At 26.6% G+C, this 22,131-nt stretch carries 21 protein-coding genes and 1 pseudogene; 4 read left to right on the top strand and 18 right to left on the bottom strand.

Going from position 1 to position 22,131, the window contains the following annotated elements:
• Positions 1-25: 25 nt before the first annotated feature.
• The 5 genes from NGI68_RS15985 to NGI68_RS15965 form a co-directional block, all read right to left on the bottom strand.
• On the bottom strand, positions 26-5,071 hold the full coding sequence (locus tag NGI68_RS15985) for an RHS repeat-associated core domain-containing protein (protein WP_251862441.1): 5,046 nt from the start codon (positions 5,069-5,071) through the stop codon (positions 26-28).
• Between the two features lie 43 nt (positions 5,072-5,114).
• Positions 5,115-6,896 (bottom strand): TULIP family P47-like protein, encoded by a 1,782-nt coding sequence (locus NGI68_RS15980; RefSeq protein ID WP_251862440.1) that lies wholly within the window; start codon positions 6,894-6,896, stop codon positions 5,115-5,117.
• Positions 6,897-7,049: 153 nt separating this feature from the next.
• Positions 7,050-7,256, bottom strand: a complete 207-nt coding sequence (locus NGI68_RS15975) for a hypothetical protein (RefSeq protein ID WP_251862439.1) — start codon at positions 7,254-7,256, stop codon at positions 7,050-7,052.
• Between the two features lie 90 nt (positions 7,257-7,346).
• Positions 7,347-8,663 carry a TULIP family P47-like protein gene (locus NGI68_RS15970; protein WP_251862438.1) on the bottom strand — a complete coding sequence of 439 codons (1,317 nt, stop codon included), beginning with the start codon at positions 8,661-8,663 and terminating at the stop codon, positions 7,347-7,349.
• Positions 8,664-8,772: 109 nt separating this feature from the next.
• Positions 8,773-8,976, bottom strand: a complete 204-nt coding sequence (locus NGI68_RS15965; RefSeq protein WP_251862437.1) for a BhlA/UviB family holin-like peptide — start codon at positions 8,974-8,976, stop codon at positions 8,773-8,775.
• Between the two features lie 1,036 nt (positions 8,977-10,012).
• Here NGI68_RS15965 and NGI68_RS15960 point away from each other — a divergent pair.
• Complete coding sequence (locus NGI68_RS15960) at positions 10,013-11,053, top strand: replication initiation protein (RefSeq protein ID WP_251862436.1); 1,041 nt, start codon at positions 10,013-10,015, stop codon at positions 11,051-11,053.
• Between the two features lie 142 nt (positions 11,054-11,195).
• Here NGI68_RS15960 and NGI68_RS15955 read toward each other — a convergent pair whose 3' ends face one another.
• The 7 genes from NGI68_RS15955 to NGI68_RS15925 all read right to left on the bottom strand — a co-directional run bounded on the left by NGI68_RS15955 (position 11,196) and on the right by NGI68_RS15925 (position 16,358).
• Positions 11,196-11,423: a hypothetical protein gene (locus NGI68_RS15955; protein ID WP_251862435.1), complete on the bottom strand. Its 228-nt coding sequence runs from the start codon at positions 11,421-11,423 to the stop codon at positions 11,196-11,198.
• A complete protein-coding gene (locus NGI68_RS15950; RefSeq protein ID WP_251862434.1) occupies positions 11,410-12,297 on the bottom strand; it encodes a ParM/StbA family protein in 888 nt (295 codons plus the stop codon). Before NGI68_RS15950 ends, NGI68_RS15955 begins: the two co-directional genes overlap by 14 nt.
• Before the next feature lie 668 nt (positions 12,298-12,965).
• Positions 12,966-13,427, bottom strand: coding sequence for a nucleotidyltransferase substrate binding protein (locus NGI68_RS15945; protein ID WP_251862433.1), 462 nt, complete (start codon positions 13,425-13,427; stop codon positions 12,966-12,968).
• Positions 13,414-13,731, bottom strand: coding sequence for a nucleotidyltransferase domain-containing protein (locus tag NGI68_RS15940; RefSeq protein ID WP_251862432.1), 318 nt, complete (start codon positions 13,729-13,731; stop codon positions 13,414-13,416). Before NGI68_RS15940 ends, NGI68_RS15945 begins: the two co-directional genes overlap by 14 nt.
• A 432-nt stretch (positions 13,732-14,163) precedes the next feature.
• Complete coding sequence (locus NGI68_RS15935) at positions 14,164-14,592, bottom strand: hypothetical protein (protein WP_251862431.1); 429 nt, start codon at positions 14,590-14,592, stop codon at positions 14,164-14,166.
• A 12-nt stretch (positions 14,593-14,604) separates the two neighbouring features.
• Positions 14,605-15,624, bottom strand: coding sequence for a replication initiation protein (locus NGI68_RS15930; RefSeq protein WP_251862430.1), 1,020 nt, complete (start codon positions 15,622-15,624; stop codon positions 14,605-14,607).
• A gap of 524 nt (positions 15,625-16,148) precedes the next feature.
• Positions 16,149-16,358 (bottom strand): replication initiation protein, encoded by a 210-nt coding sequence (locus NGI68_RS15925; protein WP_251862429.1) that lies wholly within the window; start codon positions 16,356-16,358, stop codon positions 16,149-16,151.
• 504 nt (positions 16,359-16,862) lie between these two features.
• On the opposite strand from NGI68_RS15925, the gene NGI68_RS15920 reads away from it, so the two are divergent.
• From NGI68_RS15920 to NGI68_RS15915, 3 genes and pseudogenes are all read left to right on the top strand, one after another.
• Positions 16,863-17,393 carry a sigma-70 family RNA polymerase sigma factor gene (locus NGI68_RS15920; RefSeq protein WP_251862428.1) on the top strand — a complete coding sequence of 177 codons (531 nt, stop codon included), beginning with the start codon at positions 16,863-16,865 and terminating at the stop codon, positions 17,391-17,393.
• Positions 17,394-17,533: 140 nt separating this feature from the next.
• Entirely contained in the window at positions 17,534-17,602 is a 69-nt protein-coding gene (locus NGI68_RS17170) for a YvrJ family protein (RefSeq protein WP_353505414.1), read from the top strand.
• A gap of 49 nt (positions 17,603-17,651) precedes the next feature.
• Positions 17,652-17,768, top strand: a pseudogene (locus tag NGI68_RS15915) (DUF2922 family protein); the annotation flags it as partial.
• 56 nt (positions 17,769-17,824) lie between these two features.
• On the opposite strand, the gene NGI68_RS15910 reads toward NGI68_RS15915, so the two are convergent.
• The 6 genes from NGI68_RS15910 to NGI68_RS15885 form a co-directional block, all read right to left on the bottom strand.
• Positions 17,825-18,052 carry a hypothetical protein gene (locus tag NGI68_RS15910; protein ID WP_251862426.1) on the bottom strand — a complete coding sequence of 76 codons (228 nt, stop codon included), beginning with the start codon at positions 18,050-18,052 and terminating at the stop codon, positions 17,825-17,827.
• A gap of 1 nt (position 18,053) precedes the next feature.
• Complete coding sequence (locus tag NGI68_RS15905; RefSeq protein WP_251862425.1) at positions 18,054-18,539, bottom strand: DUF3990 domain-containing protein; 486 nt, start codon at positions 18,537-18,539, stop codon at positions 18,054-18,056.
• Positions 18,536-18,760, bottom strand: coding sequence for a DUF3791 domain-containing protein (locus tag NGI68_RS15900; protein ID WP_251862424.1), 225 nt, complete (start codon positions 18,758-18,760; stop codon positions 18,536-18,538). The genes NGI68_RS15905 and NGI68_RS15900 overlap by 4 nt, the downstream gene beginning before the upstream one ends.
• A gap of 288 nt (positions 18,761-19,048) precedes the next feature.
• Positions 19,049-20,440 (bottom strand): DNA-binding response regulator, encoded by a 1,392-nt coding sequence (locus NGI68_RS15895; protein ID WP_251862423.1) that lies wholly within the window; start codon positions 20,438-20,440, stop codon positions 19,049-19,051.
• Between the two features lie 409 nt (positions 20,441-20,849).
• Positions 20,850-21,122, bottom strand: a complete 273-nt coding sequence (locus tag NGI68_RS15890) for a phage holin family protein (RefSeq protein ID WP_251862422.1) — start codon at positions 21,120-21,122, stop codon at positions 20,850-20,852.
• 185 nt (positions 21,123-21,307) lie between these two features.
• Positions 21,308-22,045, bottom strand: a complete 738-nt coding sequence (locus tag NGI68_RS15885; protein ID WP_251862421.1) for a hypothetical protein — start codon at positions 22,043-22,045, stop codon at positions 21,308-21,310.
• Positions 22,046-22,131 lie beyond the last annotated feature (86 nt).

Here is a 22,131-nt window from a genome sequence, read left to right as displayed (position 1 = left end):
TATTAGATTTTTAATTTAATAATTTTTATACTATACTAATTGTAGTATTATTACGTGGTATAGGATCAAAACGTTGTAATCTAGAGATTCCTGGATAACCAAAACTTCTTATTGAATAGTTGTTTCCTATCATAACTGGTGTAGTAGTTCTAGTATATCTATTTAAAAATGCATAAATTGAATATTGTGAAATATTAGCGATGGTTTGAGCATTTTCCCCTCCGCCACAGGACATAAGATAAACGGGACCTTGATAATTATCTCCTATAAGGGTTGTTAACTCATTAGCAAACTTTTCAACAGTAAGTCTTCTATACTTTCTCAAAACTGAATGAATTCTTCCAGGCCTGCCATGGGCAGCAACCCAAGGACCTGGTGTTAAGTCTAATGATATTCTTACGCTGTCGTTTGGTGTAAATAAGGGCGAATAATATCTTGAAAATGTTTTACTTCTTACAGTTATATTTTCTAATTCTCCATAAAGAATGTTCCCTGTAGGTTGCTCAGGAGTAGAAGATGATCTTAACATTCTACTTATACGTGCACTTCCAAATGTTCCTACTGCAGAACCTATACCAGTGATAAATGATCCTAATCCTAATGCAAAAGAAGCTATACCTAAATTATTAGCTGTTTCAGGAACGCTAACTTTTTCAGAAGCAATTAAAGTGGCAAGGGAACCAGTTTCTAGTAGTACAGAAATAGCTCCTAGTTTACCTCCAACTGTTCCAAGGGCAGCTAATACTCCTCCTGCTGCAAATGCAGTAGCACCAAAAGTGGCTATAGAGGCTAATAATCCAATAGATCCAAATACAATGGCTGCAATGCCCCAACTGCTAATATGCCCAGAAGGGTCAGTAAAGTTAATTGGATCTCCTAAGCAGTAAGCATAAGGATTAATACCCCCACCATCAAAGGGACTAAGATTATCCGGCTGTAAAAATCTCATTAATATAGGATCATAAGCTCTTTCTCCATTCCCTAAGTGGTATAAGTTATTAATTGAATCTAGTCTTTCTCCTGCATATTGTATTTTATCTTCCTGGGCATAAAATGAATAACCATATGGAGTGTATAAATAAAAATAATTATTATCTGTAATATCACCTAAACTTATTTCACCATACTTGTTTCCTAAAGCATCTGATACTAAGAATGAATAAGTTTCAATCTCTGATGAATCTTCACTAGGTTCAGATATAGTGTAATATGGAAGTCCATAAGTAACATTTCTTATACTATCCATATTTTCATCAATAGATGTAAATAATTTATCACCAGTATATAATGTAGTATTATTTACTTCTTTTTGTCCATTAGCTGCAAAATACTCGTGCTTATATTGATTTCCATTATAATCATTTTTATAATATGAACTACCTGAGTCTGAATTTGAATTTACCCTGTAAAGTTTATTGAAATCATCGTAATCGAATTTTCTTTCTCCCATAGATATAATATTACCCGCATCATCATATTGAAAATTTATTTGTTTTGGATAATTAGATTTTGAGTTTTCAACCTTTAATAATTTACAAGGATTTATACTATCATAAGTAAAATTAGCTGTATTAGTACTTTCATCTGTAAAAGTGGTTGTAGCAGACACAATATTATCAAAATCATCATAGGTATATTCAAACTTTTTAATATTAGTGGAATATTGATCTTTAGGAAAAGTACTTGAATCATCATCTGTGTTTACTGAAATTAACCTTCCAAATATGTCATAATCATAGTAATAAGCATAACTTCGAGGACCATACTCAATGTGTTTCTCTGAAATTTTACCATCTTCATTATATATTATGAAAATATCTCCACTGAAATTTTGGCCAGCATTAGTATTCCTATATGTTCGAACAGTTTCTCTCCCCAGTTCATCATAACCAAAACTGCATTTAATATTAGCATTATTTAAACTGAAATTCACTTCATTTGGGAAATCATTTATATAAGAAAGAGTAGTTGTTAATGAATCTTCTTTTACTTGAATAAGTTGTCCTTTTTCATTGTATCCATAAATTTTCTTCATACCATTAGGATTTATGATACTATTTATAGTTCCTAAATTTCCACGTTCATAGTTGGAACTATATGTTTTCCCGTCCATAACAAAGGTCTCTCCAATTATATTATGATTTGAATTATAATGAGGGATGTAAGTACTACTAGTATTAGTTTTAACATCATTAGTAGTATTCATATAATCCTGCCTATTGACTAATTTATTTTGAATATCATAAGAATATATATATTTTAAATTATCCACTTCAACTCTATCTGGAACATAATTCAGTTCATTTCTATATTTATATGATATTTCCTTATTCTTTGATGTTATCATTGTTTTAGGTTGTAAGTATCCTTCATCATACTCATATGTTTCTGCTTTATTATTTCCAATTTTTTCTTCTATAAGTCTATTTAATCCATCATATCTTCTAGTGCCAATAACTTTATCATTTACAGATATGGAAGTCTTAATTGGTTCATCTGTATATTGTGAATATTCATAGGAAATTTTTCTAGGATTTGTACTACCATCTTCTCCTTCTTTTAAAATTATTAATCTATCAAAATCATCATAGGTATATTGCCTTATTAAAGGTTTAAAATTACTATTTTTTGTAGTAATAGTTTGTTTTACTAAATTATTAAATTCATCGTATATATTATTAATTGTCTTCAATATCACGTCTTTTCCAACTGAATACTTTTCTGAAATGATCCTACCTAATGTATCATAAGTAACTATATGTTTTGCATAGTTTCCTGATTGATTCCTTGGGATTCCATAATCAAAATACTCAGTAGCTATAGAATCCATCATATTATAATCTGAATGAAATACAGTGCCATTACTATATTCAACCTTATTATTTCTTCCCCATTTATCATAGTAATACTTATTTGTACTGATGGTATTAATTTTTTCCCCTTGTTCTGTAGAAGAAACATTAGTATCATATACAGATTCTAATAATAATTGGTTTAAAGTATTATAATATTTTCTAGTACTTACTTCGTTATTAATTTTAATTAAACATTCGTTATTAAATCCATCTAAATATGTTTCCTTTACTATACCATCAGGATGGGTTTCTTTAACCATTTCTATTCCCTTATTATCATCGCTATAGTTATAGCTATAATTTGTGGTAACTGCATTTCCTGTCCCATATCCTGTTGTAATAGATAATATTCTTCCCATTGAATCATAAGAATATTTTGTTTTTACTCCTGTAGGATCTACATCTAAAGTAGTTAAACCTGTATAAGTAGAAATAGATTTAATTGTTTTTAAAGTTTTATTATCTGTGGTGGTAATTTCTGTTGTAATTTTTAATTCACCATCAACAGTGTTATCATAATTAATTGCTTGTGTTGATACTTGTTTCCCAGATAAGAATACTTTTTGTAATCTAGGTAAATAATCAATTGGGTATTGAACATTTTCTATATAATCTAAATCTGTCTCTCTAAAATAAGTTTTCACTCCATTTATTACTTTTGCTTCTTTAATTTTATCTATTACTGTCATGGTAAATGGACTTCCCAACTTAAATAGGGTTTTATAATTGTATTCCGTTACCCTTGAGTTATTTACATCTTTATTGTATTCTTTAATACTGGAGATATGTCGTACAAATGGATTTAAACCTAAAGGTGGATCTACATACATATACTCCTTTGTCATTATGGTATCACCATATTGTTTTAATACATTCCCATATTTATCGTATTCATAATATGTGTTCTCGTTATAGTCCTTAGGATTATTCACATCGGTTTTATCTACATAATATGTTATTTTATGAGTTAAACAAGTGTATCTTTGGTCTTGATCTTTATATTCCTTTTTTGTGTCATCATAATAAAGATAAGTATGGTCAATTGATTTCCCATCCAATGAATCAATTTCTTCATGAATTAATAAATGAAATTTATTATATGTTTGTGTCTTTTTTAATTGTAAAACTTCCTCAACATATAGGCTTTCTGTAGTACCATAGTTAAAACTTGAATTCCTTAAATAACTATTATCAATTACAGCATCACTTGAATCCCATGTGGCACCAGAAGTATATCCCGTAAAATTATTAGGTGTGTATTCATAATCATGTCTTTCTGTGTATGTGTTATCTTCTGGAGCAAACATAGTAAACTTATAACTACTAACTGCTGGAAAATATTTATATGGACCGTTAGCTGGTAAAGATGCTTGCTTATTATAGGTTATTTCTTCTTTATATTTCCCTAAATTACTTACTTGAGAAAGTAAAGAAAATTCATTTTTATCTCCTTTAGAAATATAGTTAAACATATAAATATTACCTGAGTCCTTGGTGTCAGGTGTGGTACAAAAAGATAAATATCCATATTGATTTTTAGTCATACTAAGTGTTGATTTTAAATTGTCTTGTTGTGGAAATAAATTCATATTTATAACATATCCATTATTAGGATCCAGATCAAAGCTTAATAATACTTCACCACCTTCACCAGTTGCATCAGCTTTATTGTCATTGGCATTTCTAATTTGATAAAGCCTGCATTGATCTCCACCTAATCTTTCATAGCTAAAATACATCCCATATCCAGCTTCATTAGTTAATTTTGTTAAGTAGAATACTCCATCTTGCCCCACTTGTGGTAAACTACTCAAAAGTTCTTTTGAACCATCTTTATATTCAATTTTATATTGAGAGTCACCATTTTTAGTGAATTTAAAATCATTTAAAGTAACAGTATTAATAGTAATTGTTCCATTAGAAGCTTCATTTAAATAAATAGTTCTTCCATCTTTAAGATAGAGTGTAGACTGGGAAGAACCTCTAATATATTTTGTAAGGCCTAGATGCCATCCAGCTCCAAAACCCTCATCACTATCCTTATTAAAAATATAGTTATATTTCAAAGATAAATCTATAGTAGGGCCCATTTGATTATTTCCTTTTAATCTTGCTAAAGGTAGAACAAAATTATATGAACCTGTACGGTTATCTACAGATCCACGAGTATAATTAGAAAAAGAAAAAACGTCTGATTTAAAACTGGAATTAGTCATTATAAATCCTCCTTTTTTAATATAATGTAGACAATATAATTTTTTATTCGGAGGTTTTTGTCAATTTACCACCAAGTCTAAATCCTCCATCGCTTAGAGAAACAGACTGTAGTTCAAATCCACTATTATCTGGCCACTTAACAGTTTCAACACAATTGGCAGTAAATTCATCTAAAGTTGGTAAATCTGAGAAATTCTCTTGTGCCAAAGAATCAATGATTTGCCAAGTAGATCCAGCAGCTGCACCAACAACTCCCCCTATAATAGAACCTAAAGTTTTCCATTTATTATTAACTAAGCTTTGCCAAAAACTAGTTGGTTTGGTGGCAATTGCATTTAGCATTTCAGTACTAGTTGCACCCTGTTCAATTAAATCATCAATTGCAGTTATCTCTCCTTCTAAACCTTGATCAATAGCAGTTCTTTCCCCTATACTTATAGCCTCAGGAGTAACAAATTCTGTTAATTCTACTGTAGCTCTTTCACCAGCACCAGCAACTTCACCTATACTTTTTGACACTGCTGCACCTATACCATCAGCTAGACCTCCAATAGCTCCTCCAACAATGGCTCCTACTATTGCAACACCAATTGAAGTAAATAACTCTTTGTATTTTAATGCATCTGAAACAGTATAGGACATAGTAAGCACTGGCTTATCATAAACTGGTGTGGCTGTCACAATGTTTTTATAAGGTTTCCCATTTTTATCTATTCCGCTCTTTAATTCCAATTTATACGATTCAGTATAATTAACATGGACAGTTATTCCATCTCTGGCTTCCCACCTAAGATCCACTACATCGAATCTAATATTATTACCATAAAGTCCAAGCATTAATTTTTTACTATCAATAGTTGCTGGTACAGTATCTCCATCTTCATTTTTAAAAGTACCCCATCTTATTTGATTTTTATTTGTGTAAGATAATCCATCCAACTCATAATCATCTGGTGTAGTTCCTGGAAGCATTGCTAATAAACCTGGTAAAATCCACTTTTCTAAAAATCGATCTGATTGAATTCCAAATGCGGAATTTCCATTTATATTTTCAAGCAATCGGTGATCAATTTCATGATACTGAGAAGCAGTACGATTTTCTGTCATACACAAAATACCAAATATACTTTTATCAAGATCTTCTGCAGTTGATACTGCATAACTAACATCTGTTGGCTTCAACCATTGAAATTGACCTTTATTTGCTGTTGTATTTACACTGATAGTTGCAAAAACATGCTTAAATTTTTCTAAATTTTCTTTATTATTAAACCAACTTTCAAATGAACCTTTACATGTACTCTTAGCTATTAATGAGTCCCCATATGAATTTTCATCTGTGAAAGAAGAGAAGTTATAACCAGTTATACTTACTGCATTAACATGTTGATCATCACTGGTATTTTTTACTATAAGATCTTTTTGCTGTCCTGTATTAGGTTTTGATGTTGGATCTTGATGAGTTATTTGAGAACTATTAATATATTCTAGTCTAACTTCTATATTTACATAATCCCCATTGGCAAAATCAAGGTTAATACCTCCATCAACAGTTTTCATATAAAAACTTCCAGATTTAATTGGACATTGAAGTGATAAGATTTTACCATCACCACTAAGTGTGAGTTTCCAAGGAGACCATTCTCCATTAATAGATCTTCTTAAATCATTAGTTTTTGGATCATTATTCTTGTAAAATTTGTAATCAAAATCCTTTGGCGTTGAACCTAGAGTTTCAATTGCTCTATTGACCTCAGAGAAAGAAATACCTTGAACTGTATCCCAACCAAACAAATCAAATTGAACATTATTAACATTATTCATATAAATTCCTCCTTAATAAAAATAAATTATTTTTGAATATAGATAATTATAGTAACCTTTAAAATAAGTTTATAATGAACAGAAATACCATATTTAATTTTAGAATATTTTAATATATTGTATTTCTGATACAAGTTTTAGTATTGTAATATATTACTCTCTTTTTAAAGTTATTTGTATTTTACCATCAGTTGAATTCATTTGTAGAATACCCTCATGTGAAGATGTGTGTAACGTTATTGAGGATTCTATATATCCTATATGTGCTATGTTATAATCATCCCAACTAATATAAGCCAGTGTTATTCTTACATGAGATGAATCACCTATCTCTACCCTTCCATCCCTGTGATAACCCATATTAATGGGTTCATCATAATAGGATACTACTTCTATACTTCCTCCAAGTTCAGGAATTGTTATTTTTCTTGAAGAAGAGGTATTATTTTCTTAAAGATTAAAATTACCACGAGCATAAAAAGATTGGCTTAATCCACAATCTTGAATTAAAAAATCATTTACACCATTCCATTTAACAACTATGGGGGCTGAAGACGTTAGTTTTTCATTGGCAGTTCCGTATTGCTCATTTGCCACAGATTTAGATATAGCATCTGTGATTACTGAAGTTGCAACATCCACAACCAGTGCAATGATTCCTCCTCCAATAGCTGCAAATAGATAATCATACCAAGGTACATGTTTATCATAATCGTTTGATGGATTAGTATCTTTTAAAAATTTTATTGTATTAGATTGTGTATCATATTGTAATTCATTTTTTACCGTTGTAGAAAAAGTAACATAAGCATCTAATAGTCCTGTAATATCGAACTCCCCATTTGCAGAGCTAACAAGCTTATTGTTTTCTATATTAATTGTTAAAGATGTTATTTTAGGATAATAATTAATAAGACCTACTTTAACGGATGGGCAACTAAGATTTCCTTTATTCTTAATGCTACCGGATGTATTTGATTTTGGAACATATATAAAATTACTTGCTGTGGCTCCGTTTCCGTAAGCGGATGGAAGCATAGGTAAAACCATATTTTCTAAAAACATACCATCAGATATTAAAACAAACATATCATGTTGTTTATCAAGTAAATTTCCATCTATACTATGTGGCAACTGTGAAATATCTCTATCTTTTGTTACTGCTAAGATACATATTACATCTTTACCTGTCTCCGATGCCCCATACATATAATCAAATTTTTTAGGTGCCAGCCAACTTGATGATGAGGGGGGAACTAAATTTATTTCAGCAAAAGCATAAGATAACTTATCTTTATTATTAATAAATATTTTTGGTAAATAGTTATGGACTAATCCTACTTCAATAATATTTGAAGAGATTTTACCAGTGGTATCTGGATTAACCACAGTAACAGCACCACTTTTTGTATCTCCAGGTGCCAATCCTGTTTCTTTAAAATTAAATTGTAAATTTCTCATATTTGGTAAAGAGGAGTTTTGAATAAAGTCTAATTGAAGTTCCATAATAGGGCAAATGCCTGATATATCTAGATCTGCATTAGTTTTTTTTATATGAATTGTTCCTTGTGTTATTGGTGTCTGAAAATGCAACAACTTTGCAGAACCACCTGTGATAATTTCCCATATCCCAAATGTTCCTGTTATACTTATATTATCATCTTCGTAGGTAAAAACAAGATTTGCTTGTTGCATATGCTTTGATAACTGTTTATTAGCTACATCCACAGAACAAGCAAAAATAACATCCCAACCTTTTGTGTCCATATTATAAATCACTCCTTTTTAATATTTTTATATAGATATTAATTATAAAGATTCAATTAAATAATAATTATTTAATCAATATAAAGGTCTAAACTTAAATAATTAAAATTTATCCTGTGTGCTTATCCACAATTTCTTCTATATGCTCTATATCATTTTCAATTTTTTTCATACATTCTGAAAATTTTTCTAGATTTTGTTGATATTTTTCTTCTCTTTTGCTATTTTCTCTTAATACATAAAATAATAAATAAGAAAATAATATTGCAAATGCTCCTTGAGATGCTATTATTTTTAATATTTGCTCTTCCAATATATAATCACCTCCTCTGTCATATTTACTTATTTGCTAACTGCTTGTCCTGTAATTCCTTTAACTATTGAGTTAGCAATTCTATCACTACCAACTTTATTATAAAAGGCTACATCAGCTCTAGAATCTAAAAAGAAAGGTTCTATTATACAACAGGGAATACTACTAAAATTATATCTGAATCACAACTAAGAAATTAGGAATTAACTAGTAAGAATTAATGAGCTAAATGTAATTTTACACTTGTCATAAAAAAGAATAGTCTGTCATGTAGAGTAATGATATTTTTTCATTTATGCTAAATTAACTTAATAAGGATATTCATAAATTATACAAGCTTATGAAAAGATTGTTTTTATTTCATTTATTACATTGAAATAAATGGTTATTGTTAATATTTATAATATTCTGATTATTATCTTGTATTATAATTATAAATACTTTTTTAGAATAATGTCAATATATAAATAGTAATTACTAGTAAACAATTATTATGTTAAAGTGTACATTATTAAGGACATTCTTGTAATATTTACCTAGTAAAAAATAAAAAAGGGGTATATTAAATATTCCTTTAATGTTAAATTTCTATATATCATAGAATATATTAAAATCATTAATTTTAAAGAGGTACCCATTTTAATGATCTATAAACATAATTTTTTATAGAAGTTTATATATAAATTTTATGTACTATAACAACAACCATCCTTTGTTGTGGATGTTTTATACTTGTTTTAATCTTGTTTTATACTTGTTTTCCGTTATTTGAAAGCCAGTGTTTTCAGGGGCTGTAGCATTTGAAAAACGACATATTGAATGCTAATGACGACAATTTGAATGTTAAGCACGACACATTGAATGCTTTAGACGACAATCTGAATGTTAAAAGACGACATATTGAATGCTAATAACGACAATTTGAATGTTTAAAATATTAAAATTAAATTTTATAACAACGACAGATTGAATGCATATAAAACGACATTGACAACATAGACGTTAAACATATAATATATATTATGAGGTGTTTAAAATGGGAAAGGGATACAATAAAGAAACTGCATTGGTATGCAAGCATAATAATCTTATTAACGCCAGTTATAAATTAAATTTAGGAGAGCAAAAGATTATATTAGCAATTTCATCTATGGTAAATCCAAAGGATGAAGAATTTAAAGATTATTACCTATCCGTTAATGAATTTGCAAAATTAATGAATATTAATTTAAGTAAGAACACAGCTCTTTATTCTAGATTAAAAAGAAAAAGTTCCATGCTTTTAAGTAAAAGAGTAACTATTCATGAGCCTGATGGAGATCTACAAAGTACCTGGTTTGCCAGTATAAAGTATTTTGATAAAGAAGGTAAAATGGCTTTTTGCTTTGCTCCAAGATTAAAAAAATATTATCTACAATTACAACAATATACTAAATACAGACTTAAAAATATTTCCAATTTAAATAGTGAATACAGCATAAGGGTTTATGAATTATTAAAGCAATATGAAAAATTAAAAATTAGAATAATGGATATGGATGAATTTAAAAATGCTATAGGATTAGATAAGGAGCAATATCCTAGATTCTATGATCTAAAGAAAAGAGTTCTATTAGTTTCTGAAAAGGAACTTAAAGAAAAAACTGATATAAGTTTTGATTTTGAAGAAATTAAAGTAGGCCGGAAAGTAACAGGTATAAAATTTTATATAACTAAAAATAAAAAAGATGAAATATTAGATGAAATGGCAATATCTTTAGAGGATAATTCTATAGATGATAAATCTTCAGTAGAGAAAGATTACATAAAAAAGGTTAAGGACATATTTCATGAGGACATAAGGACTTCTGATATAATTAAAATATATAATATGGCTAAGGGGGATATTTCATTAATTAAGGAAAAATATGAAATATCTAAAAAATATGAAATAAACAGCATTGTAGGCTTTATGTTAAGTGCTTTAATGGATGATTACCCAGAAAATATTCCTAGCCCTAAAAAGGACACCTTTAATGATTTTGAGCAAAGAACCTATGATTTTAAAAAGCTTGAAGAAAAGCTTTTGGGAATTTAATAAAAAAGCCATAGAATATCCTAGTAAAAATGAATGTAGGTATTCTATGACTTTTATTTATATACTCAAAATTATCTAAGAAAAATACATATATCCGTTAAATTTATATATATTCTTAATATCTATTATGGTATATATACATTTACAGATTCAAAATATTATCTACTTCACTTTTTACATCCAGATCTATGGCTCTTTCAGATTCTTTAAGATTTTTTTCATCCTTTGGTATTTCTATATTTTCAGTGTCCTTATTAATTAAGTATGTAAGATACATTGAAAAATTACCAGAGAACATTTTTTCGCACTTAATTTGAGCCCTTTCAAACACCTCTTCATCAATACTAATATTTTTTCTAATTCTCGCCAAACTTTTCCACTCCTATCTTATAAAAGGCCTTTGAATTAATATATATAGTATCTTTATCTAAATCCTGTTTTAAATATTTAGAAAGCCTTAAAGCTCCTCCCCCCACATAAATATGTTTACTTATATTATATTCCTGGATACCTTTTAATCTATTAATTACTAAATTTGTATGTTTTTCTAATACGTCATCTATTAAATTTTCTATGTTAATTGATTCATTGTTACGTACTATACTTTTACTGTCTAATATATCATCCACTTTAAGAAGATCATAACTTACTCCATATTCACTTTTTATCTTTTGAACTAAAGTATTTCCCATAACATTCATACCTAGCTCTAAAGTATCTAACTTTCTAAGCTTTTTATTATTAAAGTAACTTATATCTACAGTAAAGCCACCAATATCTATAACACAGGTATCTCCATTTAATTTATTTGGTTCTAAAAGAAGTATTCCTGCAGATTGTGGAAATACAATAACATCTGTTATAGTAAATCTTTTTGGAGTTTCATTTAAAGATAATGTAACCTTTTTATTTTTTAATTCACTAATCAATTCATCCTTTTGACTTTGATAATATTGGGCTGGAAGGCCTGTAACTAATTTAATATCATCTACATTATCATTTTTCATAGCCTTTGCTATGGCAGTATAAAGACATAATTTAAAATTAAGAGAATGTATTTTATTTATATCCGTAGCATAAAGTCCATTATTTTCTCCTATGGTATAGTTTTTGCCATTATACTCTACTTTAATACTATTAGATATGTCTAATACTTCCTCTTCTATGGTGGATTTAAAACTAAATTCTAAATCTTTTCCGTAAACTTTTGTATGGGAATATCCTACATCTACACCTAATATCATAATATTACCTCCTGCACACGTTGTGTGTATAATATACACATGTTATGTGTATTAATTTATTTTTTTCATTATATTTATATTATATCATACACATATTATACTTACAACATGTGTATGATGTGTGTATCCCAAATAATGGAATAAACCTGGAAATAGCTTATTTTTTATCCAAAAATCTTTACTATTCACCTGGAAATAAATAACATATATTTCCATAAGTAACGAATTTTAAAATTTAGGGAATATGAGGATTTTATATAAAAGTTTAAAAATAAATGGATAACTAAATATGTAAGACATAAAAATCCATATACAGTTTAAAGCACCTCTTTATTAGAATTAAATAAACCCTTTCTAGCCTTAAATTTAATTTTAAGTCTTCGCTTTAATGTACTAATATAATAAAATTCAACCTTAAAATACTTGTCTTGGGCATTTTTTGTTTTAAAAAAAATATCCATATAACCTAGTTATATGAACAACTGGCTTTCCGTTGAAAGTTTTAAATTTTACCTATAATTTTAAAGGTGTTACTTTAAAATTATAAAGTAACACCTTGGTAACTATATTATTTAATTAGCTTTTATAATAATAAGATTACTACTGTGGTTTAGTAGTAGCTTTTGTACTTTAATTATATTTTTCACTATTAAAAAGTTATGTTTAAATTATAAAATCTCTTCCATTTTATTTAATAATTTTTCTAAAAGATTAACATGATTTGATTTTATACTATTATATATTTCTATAGCTGTACTTTCATCATATACATGGGAAGTTTTGTTTCTATCTATCATCATATTTATCCATGGATCCCCATCTTCTATAATTCCATATTTAAATGCTGCTCTTATTGTACTTCTTGGACTTTTAGCTTCTTCTATACCTTCGTATTCTAGATAAAGCTTCATAAGCTTCCAGCTTTGTTCAAAGGTAAATTCAAATCTTTGAATAACACCATCTATAAGTAGAGAGCCCAAATTTTTAATTTGGTGCGAATCACTTACTCCTACGTTAGTAGGAGTTTCCTTAACAATATCATTTTCTACTTTCAAGTCAGTGCTTTCTTTCAATTTTTTAAAAGCTTTTTTAAAATCCTCTAGTCTTTCTTCTAATCTATTTTCTAGCATATATTAAAATACCATCCTTTTCTATATTGTTTTTAAGGCCCTCTTTAGATATTTTATAAAAATATACTATGTCAAAATCAAGGGGTGTATCAATTTCCTTAAGGCTATCTTCTAAAAGATTTATCTCTATGTTTTGTATGTCCTTACCATATATACAAATATCTATATCAGAAGTTTTTTTATAATCTCCTCTAGCACGGGATCCAAAAATAACTGCTTTATTTATTTTAGAATTTTTTGATATAATATTTTTTATATCTTCAAATAGTTGTAAACTGATTCCCATTTCATTGTGGTCTTTCATAAAATTCACTCCTAAAAATTAGAAAACATTAAAATCACATTAAAGTCCATTAATTAAATCATATTTATATTATATCATACACACCTTATACTTAAAACTTGTGTATAGTATAAATATGTAAAATAATGGATATGCTGCAGATATTATTTTTATTACCTATAATTTAAAACACAATATGTAATATAATTAATGTATTCATTTAATGCTTTATCAATTTAATACGTTAGTTCACCCCCCCCCCGTCCTTTTTACAGCACTTTTTATATTTTGAAAAAACACCTTTAAAACATAGCAATATAAATATGTTCTTATCCGTGAAAATTTCCACAAATAGTAAAATAGTTACAAAGGTGTTACTTTAAAATAACACCTTTGTAACTATTTATTATTAAATATCTGTTTTAAATTGAATAGAAAAAAGTTAAAAATATTTTATATAACAAAATATTTTGTTATAGCCTTATAAAAATCTTTTGATATTTTAAATCTATAAGTATCTCCATTACTCTCTATGGATTCTATAAATATAAGATTGCTTTGTTTTTTAAAGTTTATATCCTTCATATAATCTATTCCTGTTAAAATTTCCATACGAATGGACATTAATAAGTTAATATCATTAACTATGGGATCAATATTTAAATCAATAGTTAATTTCTTTTTATCTAATTTTCTTAATATTAATTTTAATATCATTAAATGCTTTTCATTTACTTTTTCTACAAATTTTAAATATATCATGGTATAAGGATCTTCAATAAAATCAAATATTAAAAATGGAATTTTACTTTTATCAGTTAATGCACCGTTATTAAAATTTATTTCATCTAAATCTCTTTTTTTAAATTCTTTATCTTCCATAATACTCTCCTTTTACTCTTTCCATCCTAATAATTGACTTTCCAGCTTTTCAAAGTTATAACTTCTTTGGGGAAATTCATTAAATCTATCTACTTTTTTAATTTTTTCTATAGGCTTATCATAATTAATTAAAACAGCTTTTATAAGCCATCCTACTATATTTTTTATAGGCTTTCTATTAAACTCAGCACTGTTATATTTTTCTTTTATTAAATCAATATTTCCCCCTGCAGCGTCATATATTTGTTTAGCTTGAAGGCTAGTTATTTCTTCATGAAGTATTGATTTTACTTCGTTTATGTAATTAAAATCCTTATCTTCTTCTAAAGATAGAACTCTTTCTTTTTTAGCTTTATTATCCTGATTTGACTTAATTAAAAATTTAATAGAAGTTACTTTTCTTCCTGTTTTTATTTCCTCAAATTCAAAACTTATATCAGTTTTTTCCTTAAGTTCTTTTTGTGCCTGTAATATTATTTTTCTTTTAAAATCAGCATACAAAGTATAAATTTTTTCTGCCTTTAAAAGTTTTCTTAATTCTTCAATTTCAATGTCAATATATCCTTGTTTCTTAAATTTATTACATTTTAAAATTTCATATATACGAGGAGAATATTTACTTTTCATACTTAAAATATTAGCTAATTGGTATTGAGTAAATTTTTCTTTTAATTGAAGCATATAAGGCTTCAAATCTGGATTAAACTTAAGGGTTACCATCCCTGTACCTTTTTCATAAATAACACCACTTACCCATGCAGTTTGAATTATTTTATTTCCCTCTTGGATTTCAAAAACTTTTTTCATTAGCTCTTTAGTTATTTTAGGTATTTCAGTATATTTAGTTTTAGTTTCAATTCCTAATAATTTCATGAAATCAGCTATCTTAAATAAATAAGGCTTAAATTCCTCATCATTAGGTTGAACCATACTAGCTAAAGTTAATATGATTTTTTGTTCCTCTAAGCTTAAATCATAATTACAATTCATAATAAAATAATTTGATTTAGTTACTAAATAATTTTTATCCATACAACCACCCCATAAGAATATGTTACTAATGAAAGATTATTATGTCAATAAGTATGTTGTAGTCATATTTAGGTACGAAAAGGTCATATTTAAATCAAATTTCGGTACGTAAAAGTCATGATTAGGTACGGAGAAGTCATATTAAATCCACTTTTCAGTACGTAAAAGTCATACTTAGGTACGAAAAAGTCATATTTGAAATTTTAAACCATTGATATGACTAACTTAGAGGCATGTTCAAATCACTTAAAACAATAGTTATTAAAACATATAAAACAACTACTGTCCTTAAGTAGTCCTATATATATTTTTTTCTCTAAATTATTGAAATTTATCTCTTTATCATTTAAACTTGTAATATACATAATATCACCCATTTCTGTATAGTTTATACAACTTTCCCTTTGCTACATCATATATCTGTTTTGCTTGAAGGCTTGTTATTTCTTCATCTAATATTGATTTTATGTAAAATTTTATGTATATTACCTTTCGACTTTCTTTTAATTATTCATAATCAATAATCAAATCAGTATTTTTATTAAATCCTTGGTTTTAAATTTATATTCTTTAAAATCAGTATCATCTTTTTTTATCATACTAGCTAAAAGTCTAATTAATTTTTGCTCTATTACAGTTAAAGTATAAGAGGCTTCAATCAATCTATTACTTTGATATACCCAGTTTTTTAACTTCACTATCAAAAGGTTGCCTTTTAATTTTTTTACTATCATTAAGTTACATTTAATCTTTAAAATTTGAAAGCCTTCATATTACTAGTCTACAGCCTTCCGTAAAACTATTAAAACTATAGTTATAAAACAATATAAAACTACTACTGTGTTTTAGCAGTAGTTTTTTCACTATCATTTACTCCCTTTTATTAAAAACATTCAATATAATCTACAAGCTTTTTTATATATTTTTTAATTATAGTTTTACTATAAATCCTTTAATTTTAACTTTATTTTTTACTATGAAAGCCTGGCCTTTTAATTCTATATATAATTTTACTATCAAAAGATTATATCTAAATCATTTTATTATTAAATTATCTTCAACCATAAAAAATATATAGACAATTCAATAAAATTTCCTCTCTTTACTATTTACCAAGAATTTCAACTTACTGAACAAAGTTAATTAAATCTAGTAATATGAATACCTTTCTTTCCTTTCATTTTCTATATATTACATGTATAATATTGGTAAATACACTTTAGGATGGTGATAACTTAATGTATCAACTTGTTAAAAGGTACAGGCAGGGAGAAACATATATTTTAAAAGATATTATAGAAATATTCATACCTATAATATTAAAAGAAGTATCTAAATATAAAATAAAATGCTACGATTATGAGGATTTAGTTCAACATGGATATTTATCAGTTATAAAGGCAGTTAATATGTATAGGGGTAATGGAGATAGCTTTAAATTTTATTGTATTAAAGCTATAAAGCAAAACTATAGAGCCCTTTTAAAAGGGGAAATAAAACATCATAGAGAAATACCAGAGGAAAAGGATATATACCCTTATGAATTCACTATAGAAGATGAAATATTAGCCTATGAAAAAACAAAAGAGCTATATAAGGCTTTAGACAGGCTAAATAAAGAGGAAAGAATTATAATAGCGGATTTTTACCTTAAAGATAAAACTTTGCAGATAATGGCTGAGAATAGCAATAAAAGCTATAACCATATAAGATATGAAAAGGATAAAATAATAAAAAAACTACAAAATGCTTTAAAAGGGCATATATAAAAATGAGTAGAGATATAAATGATTTTACATTTCATATAAGGAAAATATTTTACAAAACATAAAAATTTATAAAAAGCATTTATATAATATATTTAATTTTTCCTATTTAAAATTAATTCTCTACTTAGGGTGGTGGAAAAATGTATGATAATTTAGGATTTCCCATAGCCATTAGTGTATATCTTTTAGTTAGAGTCGAAAAAAGATAGATGATTTAATTAAAGCTTTTAACAACTATACTAAAAGATAATAACTATTTGTGGAAAAGCTATAGTGGATGAAAACATATTCCAAACTAAAAATGGAGATCTTACAAACTTAAAAGCTGCTAGAATTATAACTACAGATACAGAAGAAATTGAAATAGAAGAATAAATAAAAGCTCTCACTATTGTGGGAGCTTTTTAAAAGATTTTAAGTTTAAACTGTTATCATATATTTTTTTCACGCTCTAATTCATCATACAAATAATTAATACCTTCATACCATAATTTTGTATCTTCTTCTTCTAGAGCTGCATAAGTTTTTGAATTATAAAACTCTAATAAAGCCTGCTTTTGAGATATACCATGATTTTTAGCAAATCTTTGTGACACTTTTGAAGCTTTTAATGGAATAAATATGTGTACATTATCTTGAGTTATTTTAGGTAGTGTCATATTATACCTCCTCATATCTTATAAAATTTAAATACTTTAAAGATTCTTTTGTATGAAAGGAAATTTGGTCACTTAATTTATAAGTCCTAAGTTCTTTAATAGCCGTATTAAAATCCATAAATTTGTTTTCAAAAGCATTTAAACAGGCATACACTCTATCATCTGCCACAGATCCTTTTACTATATCATAATTATGAGTATATCCTTCCTTCATTCTATTATCTAAAACAAATTGAAGCCAACTTTTGCTAGCCCCATTAAATTCTTTAATATTTAATGTATCTTCATGAAATACATTCTCATGTATTTCATATACACTTATAATTCCCATCTTTACATTTTCTCTTTTACTTTTTATTTTAGCCCATTTTACTGATTGATCATAGCTTGTAGTAGTATAAAAACCATATCCAAAATCTAAAGTTCTAGTAGATTTCATAATTTTAGGATCCTCTACTATTACATTACTTCCATGATAAAGTATCATAACTTATAACCTCTATTCTTTAAATATATTTCTATTTCAGATAAAATATAATCCTTACCCTGAGTATGAAGTAAATCATAGCTATCTATTAAAAAATCAGTAACTCCACTTTGGAAAAATAAATTTGCTACATCCTTTCCTTTCATTTTAAATTTAACCTTAAAATTTTCTATACAAAAGGATATAAATTCAAAGACTTTCTCATTACTAGTTAAATTCATAATCTACACCACCCTTTTATAGAATAGTATTAGCTATAAATAATACTATATCAAAAAATATATTTAAACTAAAGCCCCATAATATTTTATAAAATTATCTCCCATTTAGAATTATTTTAATGTATTTTCCCTGTTATATTGTACCACTATAGTTTTCCCTTAGTTATACTCTTAATTTCTTGATTAAGTATTAAAATTATAATAAAAACCCTAAATAAAAAAACTTAAAAATTAAAAAGGGAGACCCAGGCTAAAGCCCCATAATATAATACGAACGTTTCATGCAACTCATAAAAATAAATGGCCATAAGATCTAATTATTGTGCTTTTATTTAAATTTAATTCTCTTGCTACTTCTGCTTTATTAAAACCTTTATTTATTAATTGTTTTATTTTATTCTCTTTATTTAGTTTTTCCTGCTGTCTTTTAGTTACCCCCTTTTCATTTCTTCTTTTAGCTTTTTGTCTTATTTTATTTTTCTCATTATCTCTTCTTCTAATTTCTTTTTTACTTATTATGATTTCAAGAGTTTTCATTTCTTTATCCAATATATTAAGCTTTTCTATTAAAGTTTCATTTTTATAATTATATCCTGCACGTTTATATGTACCACTGGGTCTATCTTTAATCCAAGCATTATAGGCTTTTTCAGCAGACTTTGTTGCCCTTTCTAGTTCTCTATAATCTAAAGGTACTTTGAATCCATTATTAAATTCTAGTGTGTTTTGGAGAGCTTTTTCTTTATTAGCCTCATAACAACAGCTCCAATATCTATATAAAAAACACATAAATTCCCTTTGGCCAGATTTAACTAAAGAACCATTTTCATTTCTACAATAGCCTTGTCTAATTTTTTGAAGAGCTACTATATCTCTAAGTCTTCCATAATGAAGACTATATACTGTTAAAAGGTTAACTAGTTTTGATTTTCTCCCCTTGTGTTTACAATGTGGATTTTTAACATAAGGCGTTAATACTGGAAGATAGTTTTCTTGTATTTCCCTTAATATATATCTATCTTTATTATAAACTATAATATCCACATTTTTACCACTTTTTTGATTTATAGATCCAGCTAGCCTCATAACCCTTGAACTATCTATAGATTTTTCATCTGCTCCTATATCTTTAAGTTCTTTTAGAAAATGCTTTTGTATTGTATTCCAAAGGGGTAGAGCCTTATAGGGAACAGGTTCAATTAACCAATATATAGCTATTCCTCTACCTGTTAATACTATAAAGTTTGCCGGTGGAACTTTATTTTTAAAATAATCCTGTTCTAGTTGCCATATTATCTGCTCTGGGTTTAAATTTTTAAAATTTTCTAAAGAATAGTAATCTAAATCTATGTATAATGAATTTAATTTTCTTATATTTTCAATACGTCTAAAAGGTTTATAAAAGGAATTGGCACTTAAATATATATTTATTCCATCTGTATTGAGTATTTTACCTATATTATCTTTTAATTCATCCTTTGAATAATGATGCTGTATCCATTTATCCTGTTTTTTTACAGCTATAGTTATAAATCCATCATCCTTTTCATGGAGCATGCTTATATGTTTTTCTGCTTGTCCAATATTGTAAAGTACATTATTTATAGAAATTTCTACTGTGGTTAAATTTTTAACTATATTCTGCAAATAATATGTACTTATATCAGTAGCCAATTGCATAAGATCATCCCCTTCGTTTTACATAAATTTTGTCATATATTTGAGCTAAATTATAACATATTAGCATTAGTATAAATAGATTCTTTATAGTTTTGTTAACATATTGTCATAATATAAATTTATAAAGTCTTTTTTAGATAAAAATTATTGTTTATCATTGTATTATACTGAGTATTATTTAAAATATTTTATAATAATTCAATATATTTTAATTAGGAATTCTCTAATATAAAAAGTAAGATTAAAAATAATATATTTTTAATCTTACTTTTTATAAGTTATCTTTTATAAAATTTATATCATCTAATTATTATAATTTTAATTTTGTATATATGAATTTTCTAGTTTATCAATTTTATTAAAAAGGGTTAAAAAGTACTAATTAAGAAATTAAGGATATCTATTTATTTTACATTTGTTCTGATTTTTTCTTTTTTGTATTTTGTTTTATTAATTGATTTGTATAAACTGCAGCTCCAGTACATAATACTCCTTGTATTATTGATTCCATTTTTAAACCACTAATAATCATTGAAACTATTATTGAAATTACTAATAAAATCCAAGGGATTGTCCAATCCTTTATTTTATTAATATCCTTTAACATTTTACCTAGTATGTATAATACGGGTATTAATTCAAGTTCCTTATCTATTATATAGTTTATTAAATTAATTTCCATAATTTTATACTCCTGTCTCATATTGTGAAAAAAGTACACTATATAGAATAATAGCTATTTTACAGGATACGCTAACTTTTACAACTCCCATTTACTAATAAATATAAAATATACAAATTTATTGTAAGATTGTTTTTATTTCATTTATCATATTACAATAAATGTTAATATTATTAATATAATGATTATAAATCGTTGTATCTCTTTATACTTATAGATCTTCCAAGTATAAAAGCAACACCTAATTTACTTACTAAAAAATAACATCTATTTTCTTCACAATCAGAACCTTTTTCAGCCAAACCTTTATTAACCAAATCATCCCACTTTTCATCATTTGAGCTACAATAAAATTTATTTCTATAAGGTTTCTTTTCATGGTTAAGACCTAAAGCATGTTTCATTTCATTTATTTGTTCCTCAGAAACTTCAATTTTCTTCTTAACTATCTTTAAATACTTATCTAATTCACTTTGTATTATATAATAATTTCCAAGTTGTTTCCCAGCTGGTACAAGTATTCCATTCTTTATATCAGTTCTAAGTTTTGTTACTTTTATTCCTTGGTTATGTTCTATGTCTTTTAGTGTATAGACTGTTTCCCCTAGCATTGTTGTTGCCATGCGCTTCATTTTTAACTCTCTATCACAATATTCTATTATTGCTTTAGAGTGTAAATTCCTAATGTTATTTAATAATTCTTGTTTAATTTCATTTTTAGTTTTATCATTACTTGTACCATAGTAATGCATTTTATTATCATATTTAAATATAATATCTAGCTTATCAATTATCCCTATTTCTAAAGCTTTAATAATCCAATTCATATCATCAATCATATTTGCTTGATTTTTATATTGTTTTTTTAAGTTGTTATTTTTAATTAATTTGATGTTTTTAAAATCTATAATTTTATTTTCCAAAATATCACCCCTTGTAGTTTACAATTATTTCATACTGTGTTATAGTTTCTTCAAATTAAATTCCTTTATTATATGAATATTACTAA

This window comes from Clostridium sp. Marseille-Q2269 (assembly GCF_943736985.1).
Lineage (GTDB): Bacteria > Bacillota > Clostridia > Clostridiales > Clostridiaceae > Clostridium_F.
The sequence above is the reverse complement of the archived record's forward strand: the minus strand, read 5'-3'. Positions and strand labels throughout refer to the sequence as shown.

Bases quoted from the DNA above. Each gene is read 5' to 3' on its own strand.
- NGI68_RS15985 (WP_251862441.1), bottom strand. From the start codon at position 5,071: ATGACTAATTCCAGTTTTAAATCAGACGTTTTTTCTTTTTCTAATTAT.
- NGI68_RS15980 (WP_251862440.1), bottom strand. From the start codon at position 6,896: ATGAATAATGTTAATAATGTTCAATTTGATTTGTTTGGTTGGGATACA.
- NGI68_RS15975 (WP_251862439.1), bottom strand. From the start codon at position 7,256: ATGGGTTATCACAGGGATGGAAGGGTAGAGATAGGTGATTCATCTCAT.
- NGI68_RS15970 (WP_251862438.1), bottom strand. From the start codon at position 8,663: ATGGACACAAAAGGTTGGGATGTTATTTTTGCTTGTTCTGTGGATGTA.
- NGI68_RS15960 (WP_251862436.1), top strand. From the start codon at position 10,013: ATGGGAAAGGGATACAATAAAGAAACTGCATTGGTATGCAAGCATAAT.
- NGI68_RS15950 (WP_251862434.1), bottom strand. From the start codon at position 12,297: ATGATATTAGGTGTAGATGTAGGATATTCCCATACAAAAGTTTACGGA.
- NGI68_RS15945 (WP_251862433.1), bottom strand. From the start codon at position 13,427: ATGCTAGAAAATAGATTAGAAGAAAGACTAGAGGATTTTAAAAAAGCT.
- NGI68_RS15940 (WP_251862432.1), bottom strand. From the start codon at position 13,731: ATGAAAGACCACAATGAAATGGGAATCAGTTTACAACTATTTGAAGAT.
- NGI68_RS15935 (WP_251862431.1), bottom strand. From the start codon at position 14,592: ATGGAAGATAAAGAATTTAAAAAAAGAGATTTAGATGAAATAAATTTT.
- NGI68_RS15930 (WP_251862430.1), bottom strand. From the start codon at position 15,624: ATGGATAAAAATTATTTAGTAACTAAATCAAATTATTTTATTATGAAT.
- NGI68_RS15925 (WP_251862429.1), bottom strand. From the start codon at position 16,358: ATGATAGTAAAAAAATTAAAAGGCAACCTTTTGATAGTGAAGTTAAAA.
- NGI68_RS15920 (WP_251862428.1), top strand. From the start codon at position 16,863: ATGTATCAACTTGTTAAAAGGTACAGGCAGGGAGAAACATATATTTTA.
- NGI68_RS15910 (WP_251862426.1), bottom strand. From the start codon at position 18,052: ATGACACTACCTAAAATAACTCAAGATAATGTACACATATTTATTCCA.
- NGI68_RS15905 (WP_251862425.1), bottom strand. From the start codon at position 18,539: ATGATACTTTATCATGGAAGTAATGTAATAGTAGAGGATCCTAAAATT.
- NGI68_RS15900 (WP_251862424.1), bottom strand. From the start codon at position 18,760: ATGAATTTAACTAGTAATGAGAAAGTCTTTGAATTTATATCCTTTTGT.
- NGI68_RS15895 (WP_251862423.1), bottom strand. From the start codon at position 20,440: ATGCAATTGGCTACTGATATAAGTACATATTATTTGCAGAATATAGTT.
- NGI68_RS15890 (WP_251862422.1), bottom strand. From the start codon at position 21,122: ATGGAAATTAATTTAATAAACTATATAATAGATAAGGAACTTGAATTA.